This window comes from Streptomyces sp. MMCC 100, from assembly GCF_041538145.2.
GTDB lineage: Bacteria > Actinomycetota > Actinomycetes > Streptomycetales > Streptomycetaceae > Streptomyces.
The window spans coordinates 5,879,080-5,891,494 of the sequence record NZ_JBGORK020000001.1 but is presented as its reverse complement, the minus strand read 5'-3'; the positions used below and the strand labels follow the sequence as shown (position 1 = coordinate 5,891,494).

The 12,415-nt window shown below is 74.4% G+C and carries 13 protein-coding genes and 1 riboswitch; of the genes, 4 read left to right on the top strand and 9 right to left on the bottom strand.

Annotated elements, in window-relative coordinates:
* From ABS735_RS27300 to ABS735_RS27265, 8 genes are all read right to left on the bottom strand, one after another.
* Positions 1-849, bottom strand: coding sequence for an ATP-binding cassette domain-containing protein (locus tag ABS735_RS27300; RefSeq protein ID WP_373903605.1), 849 nt, complete (start codon positions 847-849; stop codon positions 1-3).
* A complete protein-coding gene (gene cbiQ / locus ABS735_RS27295) occupies positions 846-1,595 on the bottom strand; it encodes a cobalt ECF transporter T component CbiQ (protein ID WP_373903606.1) in 750 nt (249 codons plus the stop codon). Before cbiQ ends, ABS735_RS27300 begins: the two co-directional genes overlap by 4 nt.
* Complete coding sequence (locus tag ABS735_RS27290) at positions 1,596-1,943, bottom strand: energy-coupling factor ABC transporter substrate-binding protein (RefSeq protein WP_373903607.1); 348 nt, start codon at positions 1,941-1,943, stop codon at positions 1,596-1,598.
* The gene (locus ABS735_RS27285) at positions 1,940-2,659 is read right to left on the bottom strand and encodes an energy-coupling factor ABC transporter permease (RefSeq protein ID WP_373903608.1); all 720 of its coding nucleotides are present in this window, start codon (positions 2,657-2,659) and stop codon (positions 1,940-1,942) included. Before ABS735_RS27285 ends, ABS735_RS27290 begins: the two co-directional genes overlap by 4 nt.
* A gap of 30 nt (positions 2,660-2,689) precedes the next feature.
* A riboswitch (cobalamin riboswitch) is annotated at positions 2,690-2,875 on the bottom strand.
* A 70-nt stretch (positions 2,876-2,945) separates the two neighbouring features.
* On the bottom strand, positions 2,946-3,581 hold the full coding sequence (locus ABS735_RS27280) for a MerR family transcriptional regulator (protein ID WP_373903609.1): 636 nt from the start codon (positions 3,579-3,581) through the stop codon (positions 2,946-2,948).
* Between the two features lie 53 nt (positions 3,582-3,634).
* Positions 3,635-4,201 carry a potassium channel family protein gene (locus ABS735_RS27275; RefSeq protein ID WP_373903610.1) on the bottom strand — a complete coding sequence of 189 codons (567 nt, stop codon included), beginning with the start codon at positions 4,199-4,201 and terminating at the stop codon, positions 3,635-3,637.
* Positions 4,198-5,556: a chloride channel protein gene (locus tag ABS735_RS27270; protein WP_373903611.1), complete on the bottom strand. Its 1,359-nt coding sequence runs from the start codon at positions 5,554-5,556 to the stop codon at positions 4,198-4,200. Before ABS735_RS27270 ends, ABS735_RS27275 begins: the two co-directional genes overlap by 4 nt.
* Positions 5,553-6,152 (bottom strand): hypothetical protein, encoded by a 600-nt coding sequence (locus ABS735_RS27265; RefSeq protein WP_373903612.1) that lies wholly within the window; start codon positions 6,150-6,152, stop codon positions 5,553-5,555. Before ABS735_RS27265 ends, ABS735_RS27270 begins: the two co-directional genes overlap by 4 nt.
* A 232-nt stretch (positions 6,153-6,384) precedes the next feature.
* On the opposite strand from ABS735_RS27265, the gene ABS735_RS27260 reads away from it, so the two are divergent.
* Positions 6,385-6,849, top strand: a complete 465-nt coding sequence (locus tag ABS735_RS27260; RefSeq protein WP_373903613.1) for a DUF7144 family membrane protein — start codon at positions 6,385-6,387, stop codon at positions 6,847-6,849.
* 79 nt (positions 6,850-6,928) lie between these two features.
* Here ABS735_RS27260 and ABS735_RS27255 read toward each other — a convergent pair whose 3' ends face one another.
* Complete coding sequence (locus tag ABS735_RS27255) at positions 6,929-10,069, bottom strand: FAD-binding and (Fe-S)-binding domain-containing protein (RefSeq protein ID WP_373903614.1); 3,141 nt, start codon at positions 10,067-10,069, stop codon at positions 6,929-6,931.
* Between the two features lie 207 nt (positions 10,070-10,276).
* Between ABS735_RS27255 and ABS735_RS27250 the strand changes: the two genes are divergently transcribed.
* The 3 genes from ABS735_RS27250 (at position 10,277) to ABS735_RS27240 (ending at position 12,364) form a co-directional block, all read left to right on the top strand.
* The gene (locus tag ABS735_RS27250) at positions 10,277-10,669 is read left to right on the top strand and encodes a cell division protein SepF (RefSeq protein WP_373903615.1); all 393 of its coding nucleotides are present in this window, start codon (positions 10,277-10,279) and stop codon (positions 10,667-10,669) included.
* Between the two features lie 118 nt (positions 10,670-10,787).
* Positions 10,788-12,023 (top strand): AAA family ATPase, encoded by a 1,236-nt coding sequence (locus ABS735_RS27245; RefSeq protein WP_373903616.1) that lies wholly within the window; start codon positions 10,788-10,790, stop codon positions 12,021-12,023.
* On the top strand, positions 12,020-12,364 hold the full coding sequence (locus tag ABS735_RS27240) for a nucleotide pyrophosphohydrolase (RefSeq protein ID WP_373903617.1): 345 nt from the start codon (positions 12,020-12,022) through the stop codon (positions 12,362-12,364). Before ABS735_RS27245 ends, ABS735_RS27240 begins: the two co-directional genes overlap by 4 nt.
* The last annotated feature ends 51 nt before the right edge of the window (positions 12,365-12,415 follow it).

Genomic DNA, 12,415 nt, shown 5'->3' with positions numbered 1-12,415 from the left:
TCACTCCGCCAGCGCCGCCAACTCCTCGGCCGTACGCGGACCGGTCGCCGAGTCGGGCAACAGCCCCCGCGCCCGCAGCAGCCCGGCCGCCGCGACGCCCCACGGCAGCCGCAGCCCGGCCCGCCGCAGCAGGTCGGTGCGGGCCAGCGTCGGGGCGGTCGGGCCGGTGCGGACACCGTCCGGGGTGAGCAGGGCGGCGTCGTCGGACCAGCGCAGGGCGAGGTCGACGTCGTGGGTGGCCATCACCACGGTGGTGCCGGCGGCCCGCAGCCGGTCCAGGGTGGCGAGCAGCCGCTCCTGCCCGTCCGGGTCGAGCCCGGCGGTCGGCTCGTCGAGGATGAGCACCCGGGGCCGCATCGCGACCGCCCCGGCGATCGCGGTCCGCTTGCGCTGCCCGTACGACAGCAGGTGCGTGGGCCGGTCGGCCAGCGCCGCGATGTCCAGCGCGGCGAGCGCCTCCTCCACCCGGGACCGGACCTCCGCGTCGGGCAGACCGAGGTTCAGCGGCCCGAAGGACACGTCCTGGCCGACCGAGGCCGCGAAGAGCTGGTCGTCCGGGTCCTGCACCACCAACTGCACCGTGGTCCGCAGCCGGGTCAGCCCCTTGCGGTCGTACGTCACCGGCTCCCCGCCGACCGACAACGTCCCCGCGCGCGGCCGAAGTCCGCCGCTGAGCAGCCGCATCAGCGTGGTCTTCCCACTGCCGTTGCGGCCCAGCAGCGCCAGCGCACGCCCCTCACGCACCGCGAAGTCCAGCCCCGCCAGCACGTCCGGGCCCTCCTCGTACGCGAACGACGCGCCCCGCAGGGCGACCAGGGCCGGTTCCGCTGCTTGCGCCGGTTCGCTCACGACAGGGGTCCTTCCAGTACGAGGGTGAGGCCGGCCAGCGCCGCAAGGAGCGCGACGCTCGCCGCCGTGAACGGCACCGAGACGCGGGCCTCCGGCACCAGCACGCGCAGGGTGCCGTCGTAACCGCGCCCGGCGAGCCCCGACTGGAGCCGCGCCGCCCGGTCGAAGGCCCGCACGAACGCGGTGGCGCCGAGCCCCCCGAGCGAACGCCAGGTCGCCGCCCGCGTGGTGTGCCCCAGCCGCGCGGCCTGCGCCTCACGGATCCGGCGCACGGAGTCCAGCAGCAGGAAACTCATCCGGTACGTCACCAGCGCCACGTCCACGACCGGCGCGGGCACCCCGGCCCGCACCAGCCGGGGCAGCAGGTCGGACATCGGCGTGGTGAACGCGAACAGCAGCACCCCCAGCGAGGCCGCCGAGGTGCGCAGCAGCAGCCCACCCGCGCGCACCGCACCGCCGTCGGCCGCCGACAGGAACCCGTCCAGGCCCCCGACCTGCACCAGCAGCGGCAGCGCCCCCGTCACGCAGAAGCCCAGCGGCACCCGGTACGCCCGCCACAGCCGGCGCCCGGGCACGCCCGCCGGGCCGAGCAGCACCGTCAGCGCCGTCACCAGCACCAGCGCCGCACCCGGCCACGGCGGCAGCGAGATCGCGAGCACGGTCAGACCGAGACCGAGCACGGCCTTGTCCACGGGATGGCGGCGGCGCCAGCGACTGCCGTGCGCCGCCGCGTCGATCGGCAGCACTCAGTCCCCTTCAGGGGTGTCCCGCGGTGCCGCCGTCGCCGCCAACGCCCGCCCCTCACCCTGCCGTCGGCCCCGGCGCAGCCCGAAGTAGTACGCCAGCACCCCCGCGCCGAGCGCGGCCTGCAGTGCGAACAGCGCCGACTCGACCTCCCCGGACGGGGGTTCGTACAGCGGGGAGAACCACGGCTCGTAGTCCGGCTCGATCTCGGTGATCGCCGTCTCGGCCTCCGCGTCGGCCCCGGCGAACGGCTCCTCCTTGTGGTCGCCGAGCCCCAGCACCAGCGGCAGCACCGCCAGCGCGGCCACGGCGAGCAGCAGCAGGGCGTTGATCTTCGCGTTGCGGCTCATCGGGCCACCGCCTGTTCCTTGGTCCCCGTGCCCGTGCCCGCGCCCGTCCCCGCCTTCGCCGGCAGCACGCCCAGCCGGGTCAGTTCGCCCTTGCTGGACTGCACAAGGAGCCGCATCACGATCACCGTGAGCAGGCCCTCGCTCACCGCGAGCGGGATCTGCGTGACGGCGAAGATGGACCCGAACTTGCCGAGCGCGCCCAGGAACCCGCTGCTCGGGTCCGGGAAGGCCAGCGCCAGCTGCACGCTCGTGACGCAGTACGTGGACAGGTCGGCGACGAACGCCCCGAAGAACACGGTGACCATCAACGGCACGTCCCAGCGGCGCAGCAGCCGGTAGACGCCGTACCCGGCCCAGGGGCCGACGATGGCCATCGAGAAGACGTTCGCGCCGAGCGTGGTCAGCCCGCCGTGGGCGAGCAGCAGCGCCTGGAAGAGCAGGGTGATGGTGCCCAGGACCGCCATGATAGGCGGCCGGAACAGGATCGCGCCCAGGCCGGTGCCGGTCGGGTGCGAGCAACTCCCGGTGACGGACGGCAGTTTCAGGGCCGACAGGACGAACGTGAAGGCTCCGGAGGCGCCGAGGAGCAGTGTGCTCTCGGGATGCTCCCTGACCTCACGGGTGAGTGACCGGACTCCGTGGACGACGAACGGCGCGGACGCGACACCCCAGGCGATCGCGTGCGCCGGTGGCAGAAAGCCCTCGGCTATGTGCATGGCTCAGCAGACCCTCTCCAGCACCTCGTGGATGGACGACGCGCCTTGGCCGGTCTCCTGGCTTACGGGTACCACCGCCCGTGCTCCGCCTTCCCGGACCGCAAGCGATCCAGTGGCTGCCCCTGAGGGCCGGAGCCGGACTTCCCGATTCACAGTGGCGAGGGCCGCACCGGCATCACACCGGATTTCCCGTTCACCAAGGCGTGGCGACAGTAGTGCTCCCACGCGGGTGGGCACAAGCGGGCCTCGGGTCCCGCGGACGTACCGCCGGGCCCTCGCAGAGGCCTCAGGCCTGCCGAAACGCGCGGCGCCGCCGGTCCGACATCCGCCGCCGTCCGTCCTCGCTCAGCGTGGCGAAGATCTCCGCGCGCCTGTGGTGCAGGGCACGGAGTCCGTCCTCACCGAGGGACTCGGCGTAGCGGCGGCGCGCCTCGCTCAGGCGGTCCACCTCTTCCGGTGTCAGGGGCCGGTCCATCGCGGTCATCTCCTCGATCACGTTCAGATAGGCCTCGGTCGAGCCGTCGGCCGAGGCGTCGAGCGCACCCAGTACGCCCAGCAGTCGCAGTCGCAGTCGCAGTCGCAGTCGCAGTCGCAGCCGCAGCCGCAGCCGGAGCTCGGCGGTCTGCCGCAGCCGCTCCTCGACGACTTCGAGCTGCCGTCGGATCAGCTCCGCCGGGTCGTGGTCGGGTTCGGCGTCCAGTACGGCGCGGATCCGTGCCAGGGGCAGCCCGAAGCCGCGCAGCGCCAGGACGCGGTGCAGGCGCCGGACGCCGGCGGCGTCGTAGCAGCGGTGGCCGCCGTCGGTGCGGGCGGACGGCGTGAGCAGTCCCAGCCGGCGGTAGTAGCGCAGGGCGCGGATGCTCAGTCCGGTCTCCCGCGCGAGTTCGCCGATGCGACGGGTGCCGTCGGCCGAATGCGTCATGCAGCTCCTCCACACGTGTGCGACCGAGGCCAGGAGGTGACGCGGCGGCAGTTTCAAGGCCCGTTCCAGCGGGAGCGGCCCCGCTCGGGCCGCCGGGCCACCATGTCCCGCATCCGGGTGGTCAGCGCGGTCGCCGCGGCCGTGAGGAAGACGAAGCTGTAGGTGATCTGCAGGATCGTCACGACCCGCGCGGCCTGGCCCCGCGGGGTGATGTCCCCGTACCCGACGGTGGCGAGCGTCACCACGGTGAAGTACAGCGCGTCGACCCTGGTGTGCAGCCCGCTGAACTCGCCCGGCTGCTTGGCGAGGGCGTAGTACGTGGCCGAGAAGACGTGCACGGACAGGACGATCAGCAGGGAGATGACCACCCCGGGCCGGCTGTCCGGACGGTCGAGGAGGACGTGCCGGATCTGCCGGAGCAGCAGTACGGCCACGACGGTCAGCAGCAGGGCGAACAGCGCCCAGCTCAGCACGGGCCGCTGGGGGCCCAGGTGGTCGAGGGGGAGCAGGAAATAGGCCACGACCACGGCGGCCGCGATCCCGGCCCGTACGAGCCAGGGCCGGACGGATGCCCAGCCGGTACGGGGGCGTGCGGTCCGGCCGCCCGTCCGGTCCGTCACGGTCCCGCTCCCGTCGTCGACGCCCCGCCCGACGCCCCGGCCGCCTTCGGCTCGGTCCGGCGCACCAGCTGGGCGACGACGAAGGCGACGACCGACGCCATGACGATCAGCGGCATCTGGTCGTGGGCGTCCCGGCCCATCAGCAGCACCGCCAGGACCGCGCTGGCCAGCGGCAGCCCCGTCACCGCGGCCGCCGCGGCGGAGACGCCGAGGGCGAGGGCCGGGGTCGCGCCGAATCCGGGCAGCCCGGAGCAGGCCGAGGCGGTCGCCGCGCCCAGCAGTACGGCCGGGAAGATCGGGCCGCCGCGCAGAGCGCCCAGCGCGACGCCCCAGGCCAGTCCCTTGCACGCGACCAGGGCGACCAGGGCCCCCACGGACCAGGCGTGCGGGTGCGCGGCGAGCTGGGCGAGGGTGGACTGGCCGGACAGCGCGGCCTCGGCCGGGGAGCGGCCGGTGATCAGCGCGTACGCGGCGACACAGACGCCGACCGCGGTGGCGCAGGCGATGGTGCGCGCGGCCGTGTGGTGCCGCGTCCAGGTGACGGTGCGGCGGCCCAGCTCACGGCCCAGCGTGACCAGTACGGCGATCAGGGCGGCCGTGGGAAGGCCCCACAGGAAGTCGCCCGCGTCCGGACCGGCCTGGGGCGGCAGCTCGGGCAGGGCCAGCGCGCCGATCTTCAGTCCCGTCCACTGCCCGAAGCCGGTGAAGACCAGGGCGCCCGTCGCGCTGGCCAGCAGACAGGGCAGCAGCAGCGCGACCAGTCGCGCCCCGGCGAGCCCCGCCCCCTCGATGAGCAGGACCGCCGCGGCCACCGGACCGCCGAGGATGGTGGAGATGGCGGCGGTGGAACCGGCCGTGGCGAGGATCGCGCCCGCCCTTTGGTCCGCGCCCGCACCCGCCCGTCGCACCGCCAGCAGGGCGAGCCCGCTGCCGACGGCCATGAGCGGGGCCTCCGGGCCCAGCACCACGCCGAGGGGCAGCGTGGCCAGGGCGGCGAGCACCGCGCCGGGCAGGGCGCGGGGGCCGACGGGCGCGCCGCCCAGGCCGTTCACCGGCAGATGCCCGCCGCCGCCCGGCATCCGGGTCACGATCGGCGCCAGGATCAGCCCGGCCAGGAGCAGCGCGGGCAGCGGCCACCACCAGGGCGGGACGTGGTAACCGGCCGCCTCCGGCAGCGAGACCCACACCCAGTGCTGCAACTCGTGCTGGAGCCCGACGAAGAAGAAACAGGCCAGCGCGATGGGAACGCCCAGCAGCACGCACAGCAGCAACAGCCGCCGGTAGCCGGGGCTGAGCAGGGTCTGCCGCAGGGACTGCTCGGCCCGTTCCGGGACGGCGTTAACCGGCGCGGTCACGGAACCCGCCCACGCGGGCCCCGCCGGACCAGCGGGGGCTGCCGGGCCTGCCGGGCCTGCCGGGCCCGCCGGGCCTGCCGGCCCAGTGGGGCCTGCCGGCCCAGTGGGGCCTGCCGGGCCAGCGGGCTCTGCCGGGGCTGCCGGGCCTGCCGGTTCTGTGGGGTCTGCCGGGGCGGCAGCTGGGGCTGCCGAGCCTGCCGCTTCTGTGGGGACTGCCAGGACAGCCGGGCCTGCCCGGGCAGCTGGGGCTGTCCGGCCTGTCGGTCCGGTGGGGTCTGCCAGGGCGTCTGTGCCTGTCGGTTCTGCCGAGCCTGTCGGTTCTGCCGGGACAGCTGTGCCTGCCGGGCCTGCCGGGCCTCACCGGGCTGCCGGGCCTGTCGGGGCTGCGGGGCCTGCAGGAGCAGCCGGTCCCGTCGGGACAGCGTCCCCCGTGGCGGCGGCGTCCCCCGGGACAGCGGGGCCTGTCGGGGCTGCGGGGCCTGCAGCAGCAGCCGGGCCCGTCGGGACAGCGGCGTCCCCGGGGACAGCGGCCTCCGCCGGGGCAGCGGGCCACGTCGGGGCGCCGGGGCCCGCCGGGGCAGCGGCCGACTTGTCACACGCCCTCCTTCTTCCGCCCCGAGGCCCGTCGGTCACCCGTGGCCGCGGATGCCGCTCAGTTAACGCGAGGCCGCGAGCGCCCGCATGCGCACGTCCGGCGCGCGGTTCACCCGTCCGGCGGGCCCGCGTGGCCGGGGACCGCGGACGCCCGCAGGCTCTGAACGACCTGTCGGTGCCGTCGGCGCCGGTGGGCAGCTGCCCCGTACGGGGGACACAGAAAGGACTCCGCTCATGAGCCAGCACGCCGAACCCTCTCCCGGCCGGCCGTCCCACGGCGGCGACGCCTCCTGGGCCCAGCGCTCGGGCGACCGCACCAGCGGCTGGGTGACCGGCGGTGTCGTCTTCGCGGGCGTACTGCTACTGCTGAGCGGCGCCCTCGCCGTCCTGCAGGGCATCGCGGCCATCGCCGAGGACGACGTGTACGCCCGTATCGGCACCTACGTCTACGAGATGAGCCTCACCGGCTGGGGGATCGTCCACGTCATCCTCGGCGCCCTCGTGTTCGTCACCGGGTACGGCCTGCTCAAGGACATGACGTGGGCGCGCATGGCGGGCATCGTCCTCGCCTCGCTGAGTCTGGTCGCCCAGTTCCTGTTCCTGCCGTACTCGCCCGTCTGGTCCGTGATCATGATGGCCATCGACGTGTTCGTGATCTGGGCCCTGGCCAGCCGCCAGGACAGCTCCGCCCGGGCCTGACGTTCACCCGGCGCGCCCTCCCTGGAGCCGTACCCGCGGCTCCCGGGAGGCGTGCCAGTGGTCGAGGGGCGGCGGGGGATCAGCGGCGGCGCAGGCCGCGGGCCAGTACGGCCGCCCCCGCGGCGCCCACGGCGGCGGCCACCGCCGTGCCCGCCAGGGCCAGCGCTTGTGCCCGGCGGCTCGGAGCCGCCGGACGGGCGCCCGGCGCGGTGCCGTACGCGCTGCCCGGGGTCTCGGGGCCGGTCGCGGGGCCCGGCAGGGCCGAGGCCAGCAGTTCCGCCAGGTGCACGCCCTCGTGGCCGCCGCTGTCGAACTCGTGGATCTGGGTGCGGCAGCTGAACCCGTCCGCGAGGACGACGGTCGACTCGTCCTCCTCCCGCAGCCGCGGCAGCAGCACCCGCTCCGCGCACGCCTCGCTGACGTCCAGGTGACCGCGCTCGAAGCCGAAGTTGCCGGCCAGCCCGCAGCAGCCGGAGTCCAGCCGTTCCGCGTCCACACCGGCCCGGCGCAGCAGCTCCTGGTCGGCCTCCCAGCCCAGTACCGCGTGCTGGTGGCAGTGCACCTGGGCCAGCGCACGCGCGGACCGGTCCGGTACCTGCGGCGGCTCGTAACCGGGGGAGTGCTCGGTGAGCAGCTCCGACAGCGTCACCGTCTGCTCGGCCAGCCGCAGCACGTCCTGGTCGCCGGGGAACAGCTCCGCCGCGTCCGCCCGGAACACGGCCGCGCAGCTCGGCTCCAGCGCCACCACCAGGCCGCCCGACCGCACCTGGGCGGCCAGAGCGCGCACGGTACGGGTGAGGACCTTCTCCGCCGTGCCCAGCTGCCCGGTGGAGATCCAGGTCAGCCCGCAGCACAGCGGCTCCTCGGGCAACTCCACCCTCCAGTCGGCGTGTTCGAGGACCCGTACCGCCGCCCGGCCGACGTGCGGGTGGAAGTGGTTGGTGAAGGTGTCCGGCCACAGCAGCACGGAGCCGCGGCGCCCGTCGCCCTCCGGCTCGTGGTCCGCGAACCACTGCTCGAAGGTCCGCTCCGCGAACAGCGGCACCTCCCGGTCCGCCACCCCCGCCATCAGCACCGCGGCCTTCGACAGCAGCGGGGTGTGCGTGAGCGCGTTGACGACCGGCGCGAGCCGCGTGCGGCCCACCACCTGCGCGAGCGCCGGCAGCCAGCCCATCGACCAGTCCGAGCGGGGCCTGCGCCACGGGCGTCCCTCGTAGTGGTGGGACAGGAACTCCGCCTTGTACGTGGCCATGTCCACGTCCGCCGGACAGTCCTTCTTGCAGCCCTTGCAGGCCAGGCACAGATCGAGGGCGTCCTTGACCACCTCCGAACGCCAGCCGTCCCGGATCGCGCCGTCCCCGTGCCCGTCGAGCATCTCGAACAGCAGCCGGGCCCGCCCCCGCGTCGAGTGCTCCTCCTCCCGGGTCACCTGGTACGACGGGCACATCACCGTGCCGTCGCTGGTGTGCTGCCGGCACTTTCCGACCCCGACGCAGCGATTGGCCGCCTGCGCGAACGAACCCCCGTCGTGCGGGAACCGGAAATGCAGGTCGCGGGGCTCGAACGGAGCCCAGTCACCGCCGAGGCGCAGGTTCTCGTCCAGCCCGTACGGCGCGACGACCTTCCCCGGGTTCATCCGGTCCAGCGGGTCGAAGACGGCCTTCAGCCGCCCGAACGCCTCCACGAGCCGGTCTCCGAACATCCGGGACAGCAACTCGCCCCGGCTCTGCCCGTCCCCGTGCTCGCCGGACAGCGAGCCGCCGAACTCGACGACGAGATCGGCCGCCCGCTCCATGAACCTCCGGTACGTCGCCACGCCGTCCGCGGTGTACAGGTCGAACGGGATCCGGGTGTGCACGCAGCCATGCCCGAAGTGGCCGTACAGGCTCGGACCGGTGTCGCTCAGGTATCCGAACTCCTCGAACAGGGCGCGCAGTCGGCGCAGGTAGTCGCCCAGCCTGTCGGGGGAGACCGCCGAGTCCTCCCAGCCCTCGAAGGTGTCGGGCCTGCCCGGGATGTGCGCGGTGGCGCCGAGCCCGGCCTCGCGGACCTGCCACAGGTCCTGCTCGTGCGACGGGTCGTCCATGAACGCGCAGTCGGCGTCGTGCTCGGAGCGGTGCACGGCCTCCAGCATCCGGTGCGCCCGCGCGCCGGCCTCCTCGACGGTGTCCCCGCCGAACTGCACCATCAGATAGGCGTCGCCCGCGGGCATCTCGGCCAGCGCCTCCGCGTTCAGGTGCTTGATCCGCTCGTCGCGGACCAGCCGGGCGTCGACGCCCTCCAGCGCGATCGGCTCGTGCGGCAGGATGTCGGGCACCGCGTCGGCGGCCTTGTCGATGGTGTCGAACCCCAGGATCAGCAGGGAGCGTTCCTTCACCACCGGCACCAGTTCCAGCTCCGCCCGCACCACCGTGACCAGCGTCGACTCGCTGCCCACCAGCAGACCCGCCACGTCGAAGCCGTACTCGGGCAGCAGCGAGTCCAGGTTGTAGCCGGAGACCCGGCGCGGGATGTCCGGGAACCGGCGGCGCACCTCGTCCCCGTAGGTGTCGCGCAGCGCGCGCAGCCGCCGGTAGACGGTCGCCCGCAGATCGCCCTGCCGCTCGATCTCGGCGTACTCCTCGTCGCCGGTCTCCCCGCACCAGAAGCGGGTGCCGTCGTACAGCAGCACCTCGAGGCGGGCGATGTTGTCCACCACCTTGCCGTGCGCCTGCGCGGTGGCACCGCAGGAGTTGTTGCCGATCATGCCGCCGAGGGTGCAGTTGGCGTGGGTGGCGGGCTCGGGCCCGTAGCGCAGGCCGTACGGCGCGAGTTGCCGGTTCAGGTCGTCGAGCACGATGCCGGGCTGTACGACACAGGTGCGGGCGTCGGGGTCCACCGACTCCAGCCGCGTGCAGTACTTGGACCAGTCGAGGACCACGCCCGCGTTGGTGCACTGCCCGGCCAGGCTCGTCCCGCCACCGCGCGAGAGCACGGGCGCCCCGAAGTCCCGCGCCACGGCCACCGCCTCCGCCCCGGCCTCCGGGGTGCGCGGGACGACCACGCCGATGGGTGTCTGCCGGAAGTTCGACGCGTCCGTGGAGTAGGCGGCCCGGCTCCCGGCGTCGAAGCGGATCTCCCCGTCCACCCGCTCGCGCAGGGCCGCCTGGAGCGCGGCGGTGTCGACCGGCGGCGGTGCCCCTTCGCGCGTGACGGGCTCGGGCAGATCCAGCGCACCCATGGGCACTCCTCCGTGTGGCGGTGTACGTCCGTCGGCGCGGTGGTGGCGCCCGCCCGGCGCGACGGCCGTCGCTGAGTACCCCGCCCGGTGCCGCGCAATCACCGGACACGGAGCGTCGCCGACCGTGTCGCTGTTGGGCCGAACGGGTGACTTGGCGTAAGAATTGGCTGGTGCAGGCAATGAAGGCGAGTGAAATCGGGGGAGCCGGTGAACAGCCACGACGTCACCGATGAACAGTGGGAAGGGCTCGCCCAGGTCGTTCCGTTGCGCGGGCGCGACGCCTGGCCGTCGGCGGTCGGTCACCGGGCGATGCCGGAGGCGGAGACGGAGCGGCGCCGTCGGTTCGTCGTGCTGCGGGTCAACGTGTTCGCGGACGCCCGCGAGGTCGCCGAGACCCTGATGGCGGGCATTCCGGTCCTCCTGGACCTGACCAGCGCCGAGGGCGAGGTCGCCAAGCGGGTCCTGGACTTCAGTACCGGCGTCGTCTTCGGGCTGGCCAGCGGGATGCATCGAGTCGACCGCAACGTCTTCCTGCTGACCCCGGCGGGAACCGAGGTGAACGGGCTGATGGAGGGCGCGGCGGGGGTCCCCGGAATGTGACGGCCCCGGAGTCCCGGAGAGTGACGGCCGCCCCGGTCCTGACCGCCCGGTCCCCCGATCGTAGGAAAGCCGTCCGGGCAAAACGGTTCGCCGTCCTGTGGAGTCCTACGGTCCGCATATGGCAGCGTCACCTGCGTCCTCCCCGTCACCGGCGTCCCCCGGGTCACCCGGGTCCGCCGCGTCGCCGGCGTCCGTCGAGACGCTCCCCGGCCGGCCCCGTGTCACCCAGTTGAGGCTGGCCGCCTTCGCCGGGCACCGGCGCGCCGTGCTGCGGCTCGGGCCGCTCACCCTGCTCGCCGGGTCCAGCGGCAGCGGCAAGACCAGTGCGCTCAGGGCGTACGACGCCCTGGCCCGGCTCGGCGGCGGCGCGGAACTCGGCGCGGTGTTCCCGGACCCCGGTGCCTGCGTGCCCGAGCGTGCCCGGCCCGACGCCCAGCGCCGCCGGGGCTTTCGCATCGGCTGCACGGCCGACGGGGCCGAGGGGCCGGTGCACCTGGACGTCGCCGTGCAGGCCGAGCCCGAGCTGCGCATCGTGGGGGAGCGGCTGTCGGCGGACGGCGTCGTACTCCTTGAGACGGCCCTGCGCGACCCGGGTCGGCGTGCCGTGCAGGCGGCCTGGCACACGGCCGGGTCGGCGCCCGTGACCCGCGCCCCCCTGCCGGACGACCGGCTCGGCACTCCGCTGCTTCCGCTGCGGGTGGCCGGCAAGACGGACGGGCAGCGCAGGGTTCTGGCGGCGGCCGAGCAGATGGTGGTCGCCCTGCGCTCCGTCTTCGCCTGCGATCCGCGGCCGGGCCGGATGCGCGAGCCCGTGCCCGCCGGCTCCGGGCGCCTGCTCGGCGGCTGCGACAACCTCGCCGACGTGCTGTGGCGCACCCGCGCCGAGTGCGGCCGGCGGCACGCGCAGTTCGTCGCGGCGGTACGCACCGGATGCGCGGGCCCCGTCGAGGACGTCCTGGCCGAACCGGTCGTCGGCGGCGTGGTCCGCGCGCTGATCGACCGGGGCGACGGCATCCGCACCGGCCTCGCCCGCCTCGGCTACGGCGAACTGCGCTACCTCGCCCTCGCGCTCGTGCTGTTCACCGGCCCCGGCGTACTGGAGGTCGACCCGGCCGGTGAGGTGCCCGCCGCCCTCCAGACGCTCACCGTCCTCGCCGACGGCTTCGACCGCGGGCTCGACGTGCGCCAGCGCGCCGAACTGCTCCGGCTGGCTGCGCGGATGTGCGACCGGGGGCACATCCGCTTCGTCGGAACGGTCGCCGACGCGTCGTGGGCGGCGGGGGCGGTCGGGGCGGCAGGGGCGGACGGGCCGGACGGGCCGGACGGCGTCACGGTGGTACACCTGGACCCGTGACCGATCACCCTCGTGACCTCGCGGCCCTGCGGCGCAGGCTGGCCGAGTTCGCCGCCGCGCGCGACTGGCAGCCGTACCACACCCCGAAGAACCTGGCCGCGGCCCTCAGCGTGGAGGCCTCCGAACTCCTGGAGATCTTCCAGTGGTTGACGCCCGAACAGTCGGCCCGCGTGATGACCGACCCGGACACCGCCCACCGGGTCCGGGACGAGGTCGCCGATGTCCTGGCGTACCTCCTTCAGTTCTGTGAGGTGCTCGGCGTCGACCCGCTGGCCGCGCTGGAGGCGAAGATCGAGCGGAACGAGTCCCGGTTCCCCGTGGCGGGCGATCCGGAAGGCTGACCCCGGAGGAGTCACCGGAGGAGTCACCCGCTCCACTATCACTCTCCGCTG